11 protein-coding genes are annotated in these 19,756 nt (G+C 40.8%); 5 read left to right on the top strand and 6 right to left on the bottom strand.

From position 1 onward, the window contains the following. Window positions 1–374: 374 nt before the first annotated feature. The gene (locus KZP23_RS15020) at window positions 375–1,874 is read right to left on the bottom strand and encodes a sulfatase (RefSeq protein ID WP_226332606.1); all 1,500 of its coding nucleotides are present in this window, start codon (window positions 1,872–1,874) and stop codon (window positions 375–377) included. Window positions 1,875–2,307: 433 nt separating this feature from the next. Between KZP23_RS15020 and KZP23_RS15015 the strand changes: the two genes are divergently transcribed. The 5 genes from KZP23_RS15015 (at window position 2,308) to KZP23_RS14995 (ending at window position 10,484) form a co-directional block, all read left to right on the top strand. After that, window positions 2,308–2,787, top strand: coding sequence for a YchJ family protein (locus KZP23_RS15015; protein ID WP_226332605.1), 480 nt, complete (start codon window positions 2,308–2,310; stop codon window positions 2,785–2,787). A gap of 74 nt (window positions 2,788–2,861) precedes the next feature. Continuing rightward, entirely contained in the window at window positions 2,862–5,213 is a 2,352-nt protein-coding gene (locus KZP23_RS15010) for a type IA DNA topoisomerase (protein WP_226332604.1), read from the top strand. A 470-nt stretch (window positions 5,214–5,683) separates the two neighbouring features. Continuing rightward, window positions 5,684–6,781, top strand: a complete 1,098-nt coding sequence (corA, locus tag KZP23_RS15005; protein WP_226332603.1) for a magnesium/cobalt transporter CorA — start codon at window positions 5,684–5,686, stop codon at window positions 6,779–6,781. 183 nt (window positions 6,782–6,964) lie between these two features. Further along, the gene (locus KZP23_RS15000) at window positions 6,965–9,577 is read left to right on the top strand and encodes a PAS domain S-box protein (RefSeq protein ID WP_226332602.1); all 2,613 of its coding nucleotides are present in this window, start codon (window positions 6,965–6,967) and stop codon (window positions 9,575–9,577) included. 517 nt (window positions 9,578–10,094) lie between these two features. Continuing rightward, window positions 10,095–10,484, top strand: coding sequence for a response regulator (locus KZP23_RS14995; RefSeq protein ID WP_226332601.1), 390 nt, complete (start codon window positions 10,095–10,097; stop codon window positions 10,482–10,484). A gap of 54 nt (window positions 10,485–10,538) precedes the next feature. Here KZP23_RS14995 and KZP23_RS14990 read toward each other — a convergent pair whose 3' ends face one another. The 5 genes from KZP23_RS14990 to KZP23_RS14970 all read right to left on the bottom strand — a co-directional run bounded on the left by KZP23_RS14990 (window position 10,539) and on the right by KZP23_RS14970 (window position 19,731). Beyond that, window positions 10,539–12,152, bottom strand: a complete 1,614-nt coding sequence (locus KZP23_RS14990; RefSeq protein ID WP_226332600.1) for a fibronectin type III domain-containing protein — start codon at window positions 12,150–12,152, stop codon at window positions 10,539–10,541. Between the two features lie 277 nt (window positions 12,153–12,429). After that, complete coding sequence (locus KZP23_RS14985) at window positions 12,430–13,944, bottom strand: sulfatase (protein WP_226332599.1); 1,515 nt, start codon at window positions 13,942–13,944, stop codon at window positions 12,430–12,432. Between the two features lie 20 nt (window positions 13,945–13,964). Further along, the gene (locus tag KZP23_RS14980) at window positions 13,965–15,620 is read right to left on the bottom strand and encodes a glycoside hydrolase family protein (protein ID WP_226332598.1); all 1,656 of its coding nucleotides are present in this window, start codon (window positions 15,618–15,620) and stop codon (window positions 13,965–13,967) included. A 14-nt stretch (window positions 15,621–15,634) separates the two neighbouring features. Further along, entirely contained in the window at window positions 15,635–18,088 is a 2,454-nt protein-coding gene (locus KZP23_RS14975; protein ID WP_226332597.1) for a glycoside hydrolase family 95 protein, read from the bottom strand. Between the two features lie 119 nt (window positions 18,089–18,207). After that, the gene (locus tag KZP23_RS14970) at window positions 18,208–19,731 is read right to left on the bottom strand and encodes a RagB/SusD family nutrient uptake outer membrane protein (RefSeq protein WP_226332596.1); all 1,524 of its coding nucleotides are present in this window, start codon (window positions 19,729–19,731) and stop codon (window positions 18,208–18,210) included. Window positions 19,732–19,756: the final 25 nt, after the last annotated feature.

The following is a 19,756-nucleotide window of genomic DNA, read 5'->3' as shown; positions in this document are numbered from 1 at the left end:
TAATGCATAATCCGGGTTAAACCGAGGAGCATACATAGCTTGGGAAATCAATCCAAATCACCTCCTTAAAGCATTTTCCTATAGCCTTGATGGTATATTCCTATACCAATCTAAACGACTAAATCATAAAATTACGGGTATAAATAGATTGAATTGTCATTGAATAATTGGGGCTTAATGAAAGTACAAAATTATTCACATCATCCACTAAAGAATCCTAATAAAGATTAACAATTGATTAAGTTTCTTTTCCAATAAGAGCAGTATGGTTGTATTTAACCTGTCTTAGCTTAAAAATGTATGTTTATTTAATGGTCAAGATAACGGTTCTTTTATTTTTAGAAAGACTGTAGTAATTCGGAGTCTTGGCTTAACTATTCAAAAATCCCAGTATTTCCCCGCTCCCACAGCGGCATCAATTGCTCCACTATTTCCGGCTTTTGCTGGGCGATATTCACGGTTTCATTGGGATCGTTCTTATGATCATAAAGCTCTATTTTGGGCTCCTGTTCCCTGAAGTATTTACTCAGTCTATATTCAGGTGTCCTTAACGAAATTCCATTTCTAAAATAACCATAGGCTGTATTCCTCCATTCCTCCCAATCAGGGTTTTCCATTAAAGGAACCATGCTTTTTCCATCCAATGGATAGTTGGTTTTCACGCCCATCAAATCCATCAATGTAGGATAAATATCAACGGTACTAACGATTTTCTCAATTTCCTGAGCTTCCACTTTGGGATGCTTTATCATCAAAACGCTTTTCAGCCCCCTTTCAAAAATGGTATGCTTGCCCCAAACCAATTGGTCGCCCAAATGCCAGCCATGATCTCCCCAAACCACTACTACCGTATTCTCATCCAAGCCCAAACGCTCCAGTTCATCCAAAACCTTTCCCACTTGAGCATCCACATAGCTAACAGCTGCCAAATAACCATGACGAAGTTTTCTGGCGTAAGCATCAGATACCTTATGGTCCAAGCCCGCTTTTTCTTCTCCTAAAGCATATTGGTTGAATTCACCACTCTCTAATAAACTGGCTTTGGAGGAATTTTCTGGAACAGCTGCAAATGGCGCCAAGGGAATATCTTCCTCATCATAAAGGTCCCAATATTTTTTGGGAGCGGTAAAAGGTAAGTGCGGCTTGAAAAAGCCTACTCCCAAAAAGAAGGGTTCACCCTCTTTTTGGGATTTAAGCTCTTTTAATTTTTTTATGGCCAAATTAGCTGTCAGACCATCCGGATACCCCTCATCTTCCACATCGGCTGATTCGTAAGGCTTTACCTGCTTGTTCATACCATTTCTATTGTTACCATCTGCATAACCGAAAAAAGCATTGTGACCCGTTCCCCATTTCCCTGCATCCAATAGCATTTCATCCCAACTATGTGGCAATTCTAACTGGTCACTTTTTGGGTCCATATAACCATAGACATAGCCATCTGGATGATGGGAAATCTTGCCGATGCCTACCGTATAATATCCATTTCTCTTCAGCTGGTGTACAAAAGTCTCCGGCAGCTCTCCTTCTGGCTTCCCTGCAATTTTATTTGCTGCCGCTTGATTATTCAAATCTCCCTTATTTTTGGGCAACTGACCAGTCAACAAACTATACCTGGAGGCGCCACAAGTGGGAACGGTAACATAATGATTCATAAACAAACTGCTCTGACCGGCCAATTCATCCAGATGGGGTGAATGCACATAATCCTTTCCATACGCGCCTAATTCGGGTCTTAAGTCATCAATAGCGATGAACAGCACGTTCAAAGGCACTTCCTTCTTCTCTTGACAGGATAGGGTCAAAAGCATGATTAAGCCCAAAAGGACATTTTGCTTGATGAGTTCAAATGGTAAAAAATTCAGTTTTCTCAATTTTGCCGGCATTTGGTTTTATAATGTTCAAAAGTATCCTATAAAAATCATGGTATTATTTTAGTCCACAAAATAAATACCAATTTAAAAAGCACGCTCTCCATCCACCAGCAAAATTTATTTCCCTATAAATGATCCGCTTTCTTGCTAGTAATATAGTTTCTCTCGGATTTCTCGGATGATCACTGATAAACCATCAACAATCCATGCTCAACTGGCCGATTGATGAGCCATTCTTCTTTAGTTAAACGTTTACTGACATCATTGCAGATATAGATATTCTTTCAATTATATCCTGTCTTAACCAGCAAGCATTCAAAGACATCCAAAACCATCTGTAAGTTCATATTTAATTTTCACCCAGCACATTCTTTAATCCCTAATTTCAATGGATATCTTTGTAGCAGTTTTATAGTTTAAATACACATCGGATATGACAGATTGCTATTGTGGATCAGGACGGTCCTTTCAGGATTGCTGCGGACCAATCATTAAATCCAAAGCTGCTCCAACGGCGGAGGCCTTGATGCGATCCAGGTATGCTGCCTATTGTATCGTCGATGCTGGTTATATCCATCAAACTTCACATCCCAAGGTACAGGAGCAATACCAGTTTGAGGATATTCAAAACTGGGCCAAAGAAAATAAATGGACCAAACTGGAAATCATTCATACTGAAAAGGGCCAATCTTCAGATAATGAAGGAATAGTTGAATTTAAGGCACACTTTATCGCTGCTGATGGCAAACTGCATGTTCACCAAGAAAGATCAGTATTTCTAAAGGAAGACGGAAAATGGTTTTACTTGGAGGGTAGCTACCCAAAATCAGCCCCAGTCCAATCCAATAAGGTATCCCGCAATGATCCTTGCCCATGTGGAAGTGGCAAGAAGTTCAAAAAATGTTGTGGCTAACCATTATAGTTCTTTATTTTTAACCCAATCAATTTATTCATCAGGCCATACCCAAGACCTGTTTATCCATTTCCATGAAAGTTTGTATCGCCGAGAAGCCCAGTGTAGCCAAAGAGATAGCCCAAGTCATAGGGGCCAATGCCAGAAAGGATGGATATTTTGAAGGCAATGGCTACCAGGTAACCTGGACCTTTGGACATTTCTGCACCCTTTACCCACCGGAAGATTATGATAGCAGCTGGAAAAGATGGGACCTTTACACCTTGCCCATGTTACCAAAAAGGTTTGAAACAAAGGTCATCGAAGACAGTGGGGTAAAAAAGCAGTTTAAGGTTATCCAACAGTTATTTAAAAAAGCTGAAGTAGTCATCAACTGTGGTGATGCCGGACAAGAAGGAGAACTGATCCAACGATGGGTAATGAAACAGGCCGATTATAAAGGTCCTGTTCAGCGGCTTTGGATTTCATCATTGACTACCGAGTCCATCCAATCAGGCTTTGATAATTTAAAACCTGCAGAGGATTTTGATAACCTTTTCTACGCAGGCAGCTCGAGGGCCATAGGTGACTGGCTTTTGGGCATGAATGCCACAAGGCTTTACACACTCAAATACGGGGGCTATAAGCAGTTATTGTCCATAGGTAGGGTTCAAACCCCTACCCTTGCCATGTTGGTACAAAGACACCATGAAATAGAAAACTTCCAACCAGAACCTTACTGGGAACTTCAGACCCTTTACCGCGAAACCAAGTTCAGCAGCACTGAGGGAAAGTTTTTCAAAAAAGAAGATGGAGAAAAACTGCTAGAACAAGTCAGTGGCAAAGACCTGTTTATTACTGATATTGAGAAAAAGGAAGGCAAAGAATATGCCCCAAAGCTATTTGACCTGACCAGTTTACAAGTTTACTGTAATAATAAATTTGGTTTCACTGCCGACACCACACTTAAACTGGTGCAGAAACTTTATGAAATGAAAGTGGTCACCTATCCCAGGGTGGACACCACCTTTTTGCCCAATGACATGTACCCAAAAGTACCTGGTATTTTAAAAGGACTCGGCAATTATTCCCAATATACATCGCGGCTACTAGGTAAAAAGATCAGAAAATCCCCAAAGGTATTTAATGACAAAAAGGTGACCGATCACCATGCCATCATCCCAACAGGTGAACAAAAGCCATTGCCCAATGCAGAGCAAAAGATCTATGATATTATCGTAAGGCGCTTTATCGCCGTATTTTATCCGGATTGTAAAGTGGCCAAAACTTCTGTAAGCGCAGCCGTAGAAACCGTCACCTTTCAAGCCAAAGGAAAAGAAATCCTAGAGGAAGGTTGGCGAGTACTCTTCCCCAAGGAGTCCAAGAAAAACAAGGAAGATGATGATAAGGAGGACGAAGAAGGCATCTTACCTTCCTTTGATAAAGGAGAACATGGTCCCCATGAACCGTCTTTTACAGAAAAGACCACCAAGCCCCCTAAGCACTATACCGAAGCCTCTCTTTTGCGTGCCATGGAAACCGCCGGTAAGCAGGTGGAAGACGAAGAACTCCGCGACCTGATGAAAGCCAATGGCATCGGCCGCCCCTCCACTAGGGCAAGTATTATAGAAACGCTTTTCAGAAGGAAGTATATAGAAAGAAGAAAAAAGCAGGTGGTTCCCACAGAAATGGGTATTCAGCTGATCGGTACCATCCAAAATGAACTGTTAAAATCAGCAGAACTTACCGGACAGTGGGAAAAGCAATTGAAAGAAATTGAGGAAGGTGAATTCAGCGCCATCAAGTTTATCCATAATATGAAAAAAATGGTGGCTGAGCTGGTACAGGAAGTACGTTTGGAAACAGGCAAACCTAGATTGGCAGCACCAGAAGCAGCACCAAGCAGCCCAAAATCTGCAACAAAAGAAACGGCTACTAAATCCAACGCTACCACAAAAAGTAAAAAAAGCGCCAAAAGCATAGAAGAGGTCATTTGTCCAAAATGTAAGCAAGGCCATATCATCAAAGGAAAATCAGCCTATGGGTGTAGTCATTGGAAATCGGGATGCAATCTCCGCTTGCCTTTCAAGTTCCTAGAAAAAAAACTTACGGACAAGCAAGTCCAAAGACTATTGGAAAAGAAGTCCACTACCAAATTGAAAGGCTTTATGCATAATGGCCAAAAGGTAGATGGTATTATTCAACTAAGAGACGACTTCCAGCTTGAATTTGAATCAAAAGACAGTAAACCAAAAGAAGCTGATACCAATAAAATGCCTTCCTGTCCAAAGTGCAAAAAAGGCAGCATCATCAAAGGAAAGACGGCCTATGGATGTAGTGATTGGAAATCCGGTTGTGATTTCAGGTTTGCCTTTCAGGATATCAAGACCAAGGCCAATGGCCGGCCACTGACCAAAGAACTGGTACTGGAGATTATCAGCAGTTGATTATTTGATAACTTCATCAATCATCTTCAATGCCTGCATCTTTTAAGCATAATAGTATTATTTACAGTCCTCTTTTCCAATTAAACCAAACTGGTATGACGCAAGGAGTGCAGAAAAAAATGAAACACTCTTCATAATAGGAACCCAGCAAATTCCAGGCAAAACACCTTGGCCCCGATTGAGTGATCAGCAGTGGATAAGGATTGGGAATTTGTGATGAGATTAATCCATTCCTTTGGTACGGATCTAATTTCCGCTATCAAATCACTCTTATTCTGAAATCAGCATAAAACTCCTGATAATTACTTTTGAGAAGTCCTACCAGCATCAGACAATTCCTGAGACATTCCTATTTTATCCACAAATCCAACCCTATTTTTAAACATAATTTCTCACAAACAGTTTTTCTAAACCAATAAAACAAAAAGTCCTATCTTGTATCGAAACTAAGCAGTCAAAATTTTCCCAAAATGATTACACCTAAAATACCTTTACCTTCCAACCCATTTAAATTTGTCAAAAAGCAAAAGCAGGAAATCGGCATTTCCCCAGATGAGCTTTTGTTCAGGGGGATAAGAAAATCAGATAAAGTTCATTTAAGGATCATTGATTTTGATGACCAACAATTAGAAGAAAAGTCCATTGAAAACATTGATGAGGCATTTCCCCTCAGCGATACCGCTACGGTGACCTGGCTCAATATAGACGGGCTGCATGAGGCTCAAATCATGGACAAAATCCATAAAGGGCTAAATCTACCCAAACTTGTGCTTTCCAATGTTATGGACACCCAAGCTCGCCCCACAGTCCAAGACCACGAAAACAGCTTGTTTATCTCCCTCAAAATGCTGCAACGTAATCCTGAAACCGATCTGATAACCATTGAAAATCTGAGTATGGTGATTATGGATCATATGTTGATTTCTTTTCAGGAAAAAAAGGGAGATGTATTTGACCCTGTCCGTGAGCGGATTCGAATGAACAGAAAGCGCATCAGAAATTCAGGAACAGATTATCTGGCCTTTACGCTATTGGATATCGTCATAGATAACTATATCTATAACTTGGGCATATTAGGAGAGAAAATAGAAGATCTGGAAGATCGCCTGCTCGTCAACCAAAACAAAAAGACCATCGACCTGATCAATCGCTACAAGCGGGAATTGAACTTTATGAGAAAAAGCATCAAGCCCGCCAAAGAGATGATCTTAGCCCTTGCAAAACTGGATACGGACTTTATCCATGAGGAAAATGAAATCTATTTCAGGGAGCTCCAAGAAAATATCAGCCATGCCAGCGAAACCTCGGACAATTACAGGGAAATGCTATCTGACCAGCTGAATATTTATCACACCACCATCAGCTCCAAGCTTAACGATATCATGAAGTTCCTGACCATTTTCTCTGTTATTTTTATTCCCTTAACATTTATAGCAGGGATATATGGGACCAACTTTGACGTACTTCCAGAACTGCATTACCGCTACAGCTATTATATCATGTGGCTGGTAATGATTGTGATCACCATCGCCATGTTGGTTTATTTCAAAAAGAAAAAATGGTTTTAGATAAGTTCTTATTTCAATGATTCTAATTGAAATTTATTGCTATTTAACTAGCATATAAAAATGTCAGTAAAGTAAAAAAACAAATGGCCATTTGCAGGGTTCGATGATATAGTCGTCTAATAGTTATCATTTATAGCATACAAGAACTGTAAATTATCCATAAAAGTAGAAAGGCTACACCGCATGAATTATTTAGAGACAGAGCTTAAGGATTTACTTAAAAATGATGATACCATTTTCGGTTTTATTAAAGCATCCGCCTTAGATGGAATGTGGTATTGGGATCTAGAAAAACCGGAAAACGAATGGATGGACAACAGGTTTTGGACAACTTTAGGCTACGAACCGGACAGTTTTCCCAAGCAAGCCTTAATTTGGAAGAACTTTATTTTTAAGGAGGATCTAGATCAAATCGATAAAAGCCTCCACAGACATCTGGATGATTCCAATTCCCCCTATGACCAAATCGTCCGTTTCCTCCATAAAGATGGACATACCGTTTGGTTGAGGTGTTGGGGCAAGGTCATAAGGGATGAAAGCGGAAAGCCCATTAGAATGTTTGGTGCCCATATAGACCTCACGGAACTCAAAACAAAAGAGCAAATCCTTGAACATTGTAATACCGTAGCCTCCATTGGGCATTGGCAGTTAAATTTAGAAACGCTAAAACTGAACCTAGGTAAGGTAGCGAAGAAGATCCTACAGATTGAACCTGATTTAAGCCCTGGTTTAAAAACCTGTTTGGACAAACTGGAAAACAGAAATGACCGCCTTTTAATCATCAATAGCAGCAAGGAAGCTCTCAAGGAAAACGTCAGTTTTGAACTGGAACTGCCTATTCTTTATCAGGACGGATCCACCCACTGGATCAAGCTAATTGGAATTCCCCAAACAGGCAATGATAAAATATTGGGATTTTATGGGACCATTCAGGATATCAATGAACAAAAAATTCAAAACTTAAAACTCACCAAAGAAAGGGAAAAACTCAATAATGTCATCAAAGGTACCAATGTAGGCACCTGGGAATGGAATGTCCAAACTGGAGAGGCCATTTGCAATAAAAGGTCCGCCGAGATAATAGGCTATACTTTAGAGGAATTAGCCCCTATTTCCATCAAAACATTGGAAAGTTTTATTCACCCCGATGATTTTAAAAAGCAGCAAAAGAAACTGAAAAAATACTTTTCTGGAAAAAGGGACTTTTATAAGTGTGAATATAGGGTAAGACATAAGGACGGGCATTGGTTATGGATCTTGGACAAAGGCAAGGCCTTTTCTTGGACAGCTGATGACAGGCCCTTACAGATGTTTGGCACCCATCAGGACATCACCTCCAGCAAACAATTAACAGAAAATCAGGGGCTATTCATTAAACACGCCCCATCCGCCCTGGCCATGGTTGACCTTGATTTCAAATATATCGGCACCTCTCAAAAATGGCTGCAGAGCTTCCATATAGAAAAAGATGATATGAATCACCTCAGCCTCCTCGATACTTTTCCAGAAACCAAAGAGAAGCTAAAAGAAATCAGGGAATATTGCACCAAAGGATTAAACCACTCCGAGGAAGCCTATAAGATCAGCAAAGAGGGTAAGGTACAGTGGTTGAGATGGGAAGCAAGCCCCTGGATAAATGACCATGGAAAGGTCGGGGGATTCATCATGTCAGCAGAGGACATCACCCAACAAAAAATAAACGAAGAAAAACTCAAAATCAGTGAACTTTCATTTCTAAGAAACTTTTCCAACGCTGCGATAGGAATGGCACTGGTCAGCCTAGAGGGATACTGGCTGAAAGTCAATAAGAAATTATGCCAAATGATCGGCTATACCACCGAGGAGTTGCTTAAGCTCACCTTTGCCGAAATCACCCATCCAGATGACCTGGAGACCGATTTGGCTTTTTGCGAGGAGCTATTGGCTGGCAAAAGGGAAAACTATCAGATGGAAAAAAGGTATTACCATAAGAACGGCGACATCGTCAACATCATCTTGGCAGTATCCTTATTAAGAGGTATCAATAATAAGCCCATGTACTTTATTTCCCAGATCATTGATATTACAGAGCTAAAGCAAGCACAGCAAAAAATCCAAAGCCTCCTCAACACCACCCAAGAGCAAAACAGTAGGTTACAAAATTTCGCCCATATTGTCTCCCATAACCTTAAATCCCATTCAGGGAACATCGATTTTATGATCGATATTGTTTTGGACGAAAAACCGGATTTGAAAGATCTTCCTACCATCGCCCACTTAAAACAAGCCTCCAAAAACCTCTCAGAAACCATCTACCACCTCAACGAGGTTGCCTTGATCAATACTTCAGTAAAGGAAAACCTAAAATGTATATCTGTCCATGAGGCCATTCATAAGGGAATAGAAAATGTATCGGCCTTGGCCCAATCTGCCCAGGTCAATATCATTAACAAAATAGAAGCAGGTCATGAAATACTTGGTTTGCCAGCTTATCTGGACAGTATTATCCTGAATTTCCTGACCAATGGCATCAGGTACCGTTCTAATGGAAAAGCCGATAAACTGGAAATTAGCAGTCAAGAACAAGGAAATTATATCGTTATCAAATTTGAGGACAATGGATTGGGGATGGATTTGCAGCGCAATGGAAAAGAGCTCTTTGGCATGTACAAAACCTTCCACCGTCATCCAGAATCCAGGGGAATAGGGCTTTTTATCACCAAAAGTCAGGTCGATGCCCTGGGCGGAAAAATAGAAGTCACCAGTGAGGTCAACAAAGGCACAATGTTTAAGGTCTACTTTCAAAAATGTAAATAGCTCAAGGGTATTTTGCTGGCAGCACCAGTTCACAATTTTATACACATTTCTTTACAAAACTGGATTATCTAAACCAATATAGCTCAATAATAATATTTATAATGTATATCCGCAATTGCACCAGTAAAGGTTAAAAGCGAATCGAAATGTTGGTTTTAGTTAAAATATCAACTGCTTCGGTCTTCAGTCTTCAAACTCCCGACCACTTAAGCAAAGGATTTAAGGTTACTGGCATCATTGCGGATAATCAGAATATTTATTATTCAAAAACATTTCACCAACCAACACCCGAGTTCATGGTAAATTTTAGATGATTTTAAGGTATTATTAAAAATAATGGAATAAAATATTATGTTTAAACAAAAACAGCTTATACTTATTTTATATATTTGTTTTACTGGCGGAGCTTAGGGAAAGCTATCAGCCAAAAGGTATTGAAAAGAAATTTAGCGTATTTTCATATAGGCAATAATTTGTTTTTTTCCTTTTACTGTTAGAGATACATATGGATAATGACATGAAAAAAATCAGCAGTCTTTGTATAATAGATGATGACCCCATCTATACTTTTGGATTGAGAAAAATTATCGAATTGGGTGGCTTTGATGTAGAAACCATATTTTATGAAAATGGCAAAGAAGCTTTCGAAAAATTGTCCCAATCCATTGACGAAGGAAAATCCATTCCGGAAATAATTTTGCTGGACATCAATATGCCCATATGGAATGGTTGGAAATTTTTGGATGAATTCACCAAAATAAAGACTTCACAAAAAACCAAAATCTATATCATTTCCAGCTCGATCGACCCCAAAGATCATGAAAAGGCCAAGGAATATGATGTGATTGACAATTTTATTATCAAGCCCATCTCGGTGGAAAATATCAGCCAGCTATTGATTAACTAAGAACAAGTGATTGATTTGATCCTTTGCTTGGCCATTGCACCTTCACGGCCTGCTTTATCTAGCTTCAAAGGACTGCACCTCAGACCAATCACTCCAATTAAGGTGCTGGTCCCTGTACCTTACCCGCCAATAGTATTTTTTCCCTACAGTTAATAGTTTAAATACCTTTTCATCCCTCAGGTCATCCCCCTTCTGTTGGTCTTTATCATAATACCAATTTTCATGTTGCTTCCAAGTATCCATGATAAGATCGGAAAAATCCGGATCTATGCTTATTTGCCAATTTGATGCTGCATGAAAATTTCCCTTTCTATCGCTTTCAAAAGCCCCTGCTCTTAACACCAATCCCTTGGCAGGTGCTCCTTCATTCCTAGGATAAACCGCCTGAGGGACCTTTGGGGCCCAATTCATTTTCCATACCGTAATGGAATCCCTCAATTCATTGTCCCTGGAATGGTATTGATTGCCCCTACTGATCCTTTTCACTGTGAATTTAGGGTCCGCAGGATTGGCATCGACCTCTACCATCACAAAACCATACTCGTCTTGGCTCACTGTAAATTCATCATAATCCCTACTTTCAAACTCACCCCAGTTGTCCAGTGAACCACCCGCGGAAGCCACGTTGATCCATAAGTGCTTATGGTCCTTGGACTGCCCTCTGGAATAAGCATGAGTATGTCCAAAAAAGTGAACACTGGGCTTGCCAGTCTTATCTGTGAATGCCTCCAGCCTTTTGACCACTTCACCACTAAAATCAGATTCTCCGGGAATCCATAATTCCGATTTATGGGGATGGTGCATCTGAGCAAAAACAAAGTCTATTTCAGCCATTCCTTCTGTTTCAGCCAACACCTTATCCAACCATTCCAACTGGGGCTTTGCTCCTCCAATCCCATAACTGATATTTGAATTCAAACCCAAAATACGGGTATTGCCATAATCCTTGAACCACCAGTTTTCTGCATAGGCAGGGGTACCATTTTCCGGTAAACTGAAATACTTAAAATAAAATAGTGATTGATCTTCGTGGTTGCCCAAAACAGGATACACCGGCACTTGGGAAAAAAGCTGTGCTGCAGGCCCAAAGAAATGCTCCTTCCAGTGCTCATATACGCTGCCTCTTCCTACCAGATCTCCGGGAATCAGGACCATGGCCAGGTTTTCAGGGACATTTCCTTCAAACTCTTCTTCCAAATAAGATAGAATTCCTTCATTTACAATTTCGCTGAATTTTCCAGGCTCATTACCGTCAATCTGCATATCACTCATGGCCAACAGGTTAAAGGACTTCCGGTCACTGGAAAATGGTGGTGTCTTAAATTGATATATATCCGACACAGCCTCCCCTGTCCTTACGCGATAATAATATTCTGTCAGTCTTTGTAGCCCCTCCAGTTTCACCTCATGTACCCTTGCTTCCGTAAAATTGATATCAAATGCCTTGCCTACTGTCTGATTGCCCAATTTGGAAGATGTGCCCCACTCCACCATACTTTCTTCCCCAAAATCTGTCTGCCACATGATGGTGATCCCATTTGGCGATGCATTTTGTAGATAAGGTTTGATTTCTATCTGTTGGGCCTTTAGCTGCCCTTGCAAACCCAAAAAAAACATCAGTACACCAAACAAACCCGTTGACTGAGGGAACAAAAATTTCAATCTCATTGTGATCATTTAATTGCGTGGACAAATAATTTCATTATTATCAACCTCGAGACGAAAACCAAACCGCCCTGATGAATAGTAAAGGCAAATTTAGTCTTTTAAACTTCCGGTTTGTTTAAATTAATATTGCCATTATATCAGCTCTATTTTATCAAAAAGGGTTGTTAATTAATCAAAAGGAAACAGTCTAATCTTGTCGAAAAAAAGAAACCACATGAATCTTATAGTTCATGTGGTTTCCTGTTAATTCAATCAATCGATATCCTCCCGGATAATATTATTTCTTCGAAATATATGGGTATGGCACTGGCTTTCCAGTTTCCTTAATGATAGGCATTTGCGCCTTTGTTTTCTTTAAATGCTGTGTCAGCAGTTTGGCCAATTCCTTCGCTTTTTTAGGATTTTGGGCCAATAAATTATTCTCTTCACTGATATCCTCTGGAATATTGAAAAGCTCTAATGATTGGTCCACATGATGGTAGATCAATTTCCAATCACCTTTCCTCACCATACTGTAAGGAGGCTGATCATAAGTATTGGGATAATGCCAAAATAAGGCCCTCTCATGGTTAGCCTCTTCCCCTTTAAGTAAAGGCACAAAGCTTTGTCCATCCACCTCTTTGTCTATGCCCTTAGAAATCCCCGCCATTTGCAGAAAACTTGGGTAGATATCCTCAATGATCAAATAATCATCAATTACACGACCGGGCTGACTCACTCCCGGCCATTTCACGATCATTGGCACCCTGATTCCCCCCTCATAGGGCGTTAATTTATGTCCTCTCAAAGGCAGGTTCCTAGGAGTTTGCTTAGGGCTGCCATTATCCGACATAAAAACGATGATGGTATTATCTTTTACCCCTAGCTTTTCGAGCTGTCCAATGATATCTCCCAAGGATTTATCCATCCCCTCAATCATGGAAGCATAGGTAGCTTGAAACTCACCAAGGCCGGCATCAATGTATTTTTGGTAAAAGCGTTCATCCTTTTCCCAAGGGGCATGTATGGCATAATGGGCCATGTACAGGTAAAAAGGCTTCCCCTTGTCCACTGCTGAGGCAATGGCCTTGTTGGCTTCCAAGGTCAGGGCTTCCGTCAAGAAAATTTCTTTTCCATGGTACTTTTCCAAACCAGGCACATCCCATACAGGGCTGCCTGATCTCCAAACGGAACTAAAATCATGCGTTCCATGATAACTTCCAGGGCCTCCTGCGGCATGTCCGGCGATATTGACATCAAAGCCCAGATTTCGGGGATCCTCTCCGGGGGTATCCTTCGCCCCAAAGTGGGCTTTTCCCACATGGATGGTTTCATAACCTGCCGCTTTTAAAAGCTGCGGAAGGGTACTGTGATAAACGGTTAATTCTTGCCCTTCTCGATCACTTAATCCATTTAAGTTCCACTTCGGAGATTGTAAAACAGGATGATCTTGATCTGGAGATTTATCTTTCCTTAAAGTCCAGGAAGTCACCCGGTGTCTCGCGGCATTCATACCGGTCATTAAGCTGATCCTAGAAGGAGAACAAACCGCCGAGGCATAGGCCTGTGTAAACTTATCTCCTTGACTCGCCAGCTTTTCCATATTGGGAGTATGGTATTGATTATTTAAGGTTGTCTTTTCCGTATAAAAGGGCACAGAGGTGTCTTGCCAGCCCATATCATCCACAAAGAAGAAAACAATATTAGGTACTTTCGATGCCTTTTTACTTTGAGCAAATAACTGCCCAAAACTCCCTAGCATCAACAAAGCCATTATAACTTTGACCGTTCTACTTTTTATAAATATTTCCATGTTAATTTTTAGAATGTATTTCATTTCGCGGGAATTTCACCCGTTAGAATATCAGAAGTTTGCCCATCTGAACTTATCATAACTTGTACCTTGATTTTTCCTCCATTTAAAAGCTTCTCTTTTATAGGAATTTGAATGGTTCTTTTTTCAAAAGGCTCCAACTCAGGAACAATGGTCTTACCTATCTCCTCATATCCATCATCATCAAGGTATTTCACGCTTAGCGTGGATTTCATAGATCTGCTTTGTCCAAAATTCTGCACCTCCACTGAAAGCATATTTTGATCAATCCTAGGTAATTTAGCTGAAAGGGCAGCCTCCAAATAATTTACCCATGGCAACCTAGCAAATCCAAAAAGCAAGTTACCTTCCTTGTCTTTTCCTAGCAGTTTTCCTGCAAAATTATCTTCCTTAAAACCATTTCCTTCTCCTTCAAAGACCAAGATAAGATCTTGACCTGATGGTCTAGATGATTTTAATCTACAACCATGGCCATAATTAACTTCTTCAGAAGCTCCAAAATGCAAAGAGGAAAGATCCATATCTGTCTGCGCATTAAATCCTTCTTCAGACTTCACTAAAACCTCAATACTTTTGGTTTTGGCATTTATCTCTTTTTTATTGAGTATCGTCAACTGTCTCCCAACTGTCAGCGGGATACCTATATTCTTTGAACTGTGTTTATCATTTGGTTTGTCCTCATGCTTCAAATAATCAATCACCGCAAAGTTCGCTTGGACAGCTCTTCCTAGTTCATCCTGAAGAATTTTTATCCTTTCATATTTGAACCAATCTTCCTTGGTCCCATCGGTATATTGGGTAATTCCTGGCATATAAGCTTCTCCGGGATCAGTTTTCCAATTGATACCATCCTTTGACCTGAGATAAAAGGCGATTCTTCCCAACCAATCATTGACAATAAGGTGATATTGAACATGGTCTTTCCAAACTACAGGATCTTCAAAACGACCTTCTACAGGAGGATAAACCCTTTCATTACTGACTTGATTGAAAGTAGAAATCCCATCCTTGCTGAACCATACACCACCTCCCCTACATACCATCAAATAGGAACCATCTTCACGTTGGGCGAAGGTCAAATTGGATAATCCTTCAATAATTGGCCGGTCTCTTGGGTCAAACTCAAATTTATCATAATGCCAAGGGCCATTTAAATTATCGGCGATATAATAACCATCGATTACATAAATGATATAACTGCCCTCCTTGGTTTTGTAGATTTCTGGATTGTGTCCTTTCCCTATGGTATTAATTACCTTAAAGGGTCCTATTGAATTGTCTGCTACGGCATGTACAACGATCGAATTGGGCCATTCCATATGCCCCTTAGGAGCATCTTCCCTCCACCTACAAACAAAAAGGTGATACTTACCATCCTCTGTCTGCATGATATTTCCTCCCCAATAAGACCATTCTCCATCTTCAATACCATTGTCTATATACCTTGGCACGACTCCTTCTTCTCCCCATATTTCATTGACCAATTTTCCAACAGGATCAATAGGCTTAAATAGGTCAAGGAAGCGACCACCTTCCACCAGGTTATTCCATTCTGGAGGTTTTGGTCTTTCCTCTATTTGGGCATTGGCCTTGATACCTGATAGCAGGATCAAAACCATGAATGCCCCAAAAACTTTATTGTTTATTGTCATCATAAAAGGCCTGGTGCTTAGATTTCGGTCAAAATATACTTTTCTCCTTTCTCTGTATCAAAGGACATTACTTTTGCTGCATTACCTGAATTCTCCAGCAGTGTCTTGCCTTTAAGGGTGCTCACCTTCATTCTGGCTGGCACCAATACACTACAGGCTGACCCTGCCAAGGATTCGATAGAGGCCTTTACAATATTTCCATTTTCCCAAGAGAAATCAACCTTAAAGGCTCCTCTGCCCCGCATTCCTTTTACACTACCGTTTTGCCAAGCATCGTCACTAGGCAATGCAGGAATAAGTCGAATGGTTTCATCCTGACCTTGACTTTGGAAAAGCATCTCTGCGATTCCCGCTGCTCCGCCAAAATTACCATCGATTTGGAATGGTGGATGTGCGCAGAATAAATTGGGATAGGTTCCCCCATTGCTCATGACCATCTTGGTGCCATCACCTCCAACAGGCTGCAATAATTTTTTCAGTAATAATAGGGCGTGGTCTCCATCTCCCAATCTGGACCAAAAATTAATTTTCCAAGCACGACTCCAGCCTGTACCACCATCACCCCTCATTTCCAAGGTTTTGATTGCCGCTTTGGCCAATTCGGGAGTATCCCAAGGGGTAATTTCATCATAAGGGTGCAAACCATACAAATGCGAAACATGGCGATGTTTAGGATCTGCATCCTTCCAATCATGCAACCATTCATTGAGATCTCCTTCAGCTCCTATGGTGTTGGGAGCAAGTCTTGAACGTTTTTCGGCTAATTGCTGAGCAAAAGCTTTGTCTACCCCAAGTATTTCAGCCGCTTTGATGGTACTTCCAAAAAGCTCCCTGCTGATTTGCATATCCATCGTCGGTCCCATTACGGTATGACCTCTATAGCCATTGGGCTTCACATAGGTATTTTCTGGAGAATTAGAAGGGGCGGTAACCAAATACTGATTTTCAGGTTCTTCGATCAGCACCGATGACAAAAACTGAGCAGCACCTTTCAACACCGGATAATAAGCGGCCAAAAAAGCCGTGTCCCGGGTAAACCTATAATGTTCCCAAATATGTTCTGACAACCAAGCTCCCCCCGTCATGGTAGATCCCCAACTCGCTCCTTCCCCTGGGGAAGTATACCTCCATGGATTACTGATGACATGAGCCACCCATCCCGGTGCGTTATAGTATGCTTTTGCCGTTTTCTCTCCATGTTCTACCAAATCAGCGGCAAACTGGTGTACAGGTTCTGCCAAATCTCCCAAACCTACTTGCTCGGCCACCCAATAGTTCATTTGTAAGTTTATATCCAAGTGATAATCCCCATTCCAGGGGGCTTGGTATTCAGGTGCCCAGATTCCTTGCAAATTTGCCGGCAATTGGCCAGGCTGAGAAGAAGCAATCATCAAGTACTTGCCGTAATTATAATACAATACTGGCAACTGAGCATCTTCCTTTCCATCAGCATATCTTTGTAACCTTTCAGGAGTACTCAAGCTGTTGACTTCTTCATCCTGATGGTCCAGCACAAAGGTATTTCTCTTAAAATATTCCTGATAGCCATCAATATGGCGTTTTTGTGCCCCTTTTATTTTAAATGCCCTTAGCCTTTCATTCACCACATCTACTGGATTGGCAGCCCTTGTTTTAGGGTCCTCTATATTGAAATCCGTTGCGGCAGCCATAATCAAATAGCAAGTATTGGCGCCTTCCACGACAATTTTACCCTCCTTGCTATTTACATTCCCTCCTTGGGCGACAAGCTTAATTGCCGAGGCAAACTTCATCCCAGGAAGATCCCCATTGGGGAGTTGTCCAGTCATTAGCAGTTGTTCCTGTCCAATCGCTTCAGTACTGGCATTTTCCTTTCTGGTCAGGCCAATGCTAAAGCTGAGTTTTTTCTTTTCAGAGGCGGAAAGTTTGATCAATATCACCTTATCCTCAATACTAGAAAATGCCTCTTGGATATAATCTACACCTTCCCTCGTCCATGTTGTTTGGGCCAGGGCATTTTCTATATCCAATATCCTTGAATAATCAGCATAATCGGCGGTTGTATCCTTCCATGTAATCCAAAGGTCACCAAGGGTCTGGTAACTACCATAACTTACATTGGCCCCCCTACCTCTGCCAGATCCGGGGCCCTTACTGACAAAATTCTTTTGCAAGAGTGCCTCTGCCTCCCTGTTTTTGCCTTCAAGTAATAACTTTTGGATATCATCCAGGTATTCATGGGCATTTTCCCTATCGGCATCCTGCACACCACCTGACCATAAGGATTTTTCATTAAGTACTATGCGGTCCCTATTGGGATTGCCAAAGATCATTCCCCCCAGCTCCCCATTGCCTATAGGCAAGGATTCCAGATAATTACCTGCAGGTTGCTTAAAATAAAGGCTTAAATCCGCTTTTTGCGCCCACAGATTATGTCCTAGTAACACCAAACCTCCCAGAAGTGGAAGGGCTTTTCTAAAAAGCTTTTTCATTCTACTAAAATATATATTCTTTAAAACTGTTCATTACCCCAGGGCTATATAGTCTATTTGCCCTAAATGTAGAAAAGCCTTGGGGATTCCCAAAGCATTTCTATTTAATCTATTGATATTTATTGATAATCGGGATTTTGTTCCAATACCCCTTGGCTAATATCTATTTCTGACTGTGGAATCGGCCAATGAAAAAACTTATCTTCATAATGATAACCGACGATTCCGTCCTCAACATTATTTAGGACTTCTTCTGCAATCCTCCATCTTTTCAGGTCATAAAGCCTTAAACCTTCAAAGGCCAATTCAATCCTTCGTTCATGTCTGATCCGCTCACGCATCTCTTCCTTGGAAAGTCCATCCGGCAATTCTGGCATATCAGATCTGAACCTGACCTCATTGACTGCATCATATACCTCAGAATTGGGACCTGAAAGTTCATTCTCAATTTCTGCAAACATCAATAATACATCAGCATATCTAAGCAGAACCCAATCCTGTTGACTTCTAGTAGAATAACCATATGGAATCAAGCTAGGTGTCAGGAATTTCTTCAAACCAAATGTTGTTGGACCACCATTGGAAGGGGTATGAGTATTTCCATCGCCCCAGTCAACAAAATCTTTAAATACTGTTTTGGCCAATCTGCTATCCCTATTATTAAAGGGTTGCTCTGTATTTGTTAATGGTGATTCTCCATATGGAAGTCCGTCAGTGCATTCATAATCATCCACAAAATTCTGAAGCGGGCTTATCACAAACCAATCACCATACCACTGGTCCATTGCTGTGGCATTATCAGGAGCCAAAAACTTGATCGAGAATATAATTTCCTCATTTCCTTCCTGCGTAGCATCCTTAAATACATCTACATATTCCTCAGACAAATCATAACCTACTCCCATTAGTGAGGTAGCTAATCCCTTGGCAGACTGAAGAATTTCAGCTTTTGCATTCCCATTTTCATCGTAAGCATTGTACATCAGCGCTCTCAATAACAAGCCCTCAGCTGAAGATTTAACGGCATGTCCTCCTCCATCACTAAACGGAACTGCGCTAAGCTTCCCAATGGCTTCATTTAGATCATCAGTTATTTGGTCAAATACAGCTGATTCAGGTTGTTTCTCCTGATGTTGGTTATCTAGATTCAATGGTTCCAGTACAATGGGTACAGCTCCATAAGCTTTGTATAGTTCAAAATAATAATAGGCCCTAAAGAACTTTGCCTCGCCCTCATAAATCCCTCTCTGGTCTACACTAATATCAGTACCTACATAACTGGATAATTGATCCAAGAAAATATTTATCCTTGAGATAGCCTGATAGCTAGACCTATAAATATCGGACACATAGCCACCAGAAGTGGGATTGATATTACCTTGTACAATTTCCCTAGACCCCCAATAATTATGCTGTCCATAACCATTATCGGTCAGCACATCCAAATTAGGTGCTCCGAAGGAGTACATGGAATTTTGAATGGTCCCATATATTGCCGTGAGAGCATTATCAAAGTCAGATTTGGATTTCCAAAACAGATTGGATGATAACTGATCTGTAGGGTTTTTATCAAGGAATCCATCACAGCCCGCCATCAATGTTATCGTCAATATGATTAAAATATGTTGTTTTATCCTTTTCATAATCGCTTAGTTTTTGATTGGGAGA

Source organism: Echinicola marina (genome assembly GCF_020463795.1).
In the GTDB taxonomy this organism is placed as follows: Bacteria; Bacteroidota; Bacteroidia; order Cytophagales; family Cyclobacteriaceae; genus Echinicola; species Echinicola marina.
The sequence above is the reverse complement of the archived record's forward strand: the minus strand, read 5'-3'. Positions and strand labels throughout refer to the sequence as shown.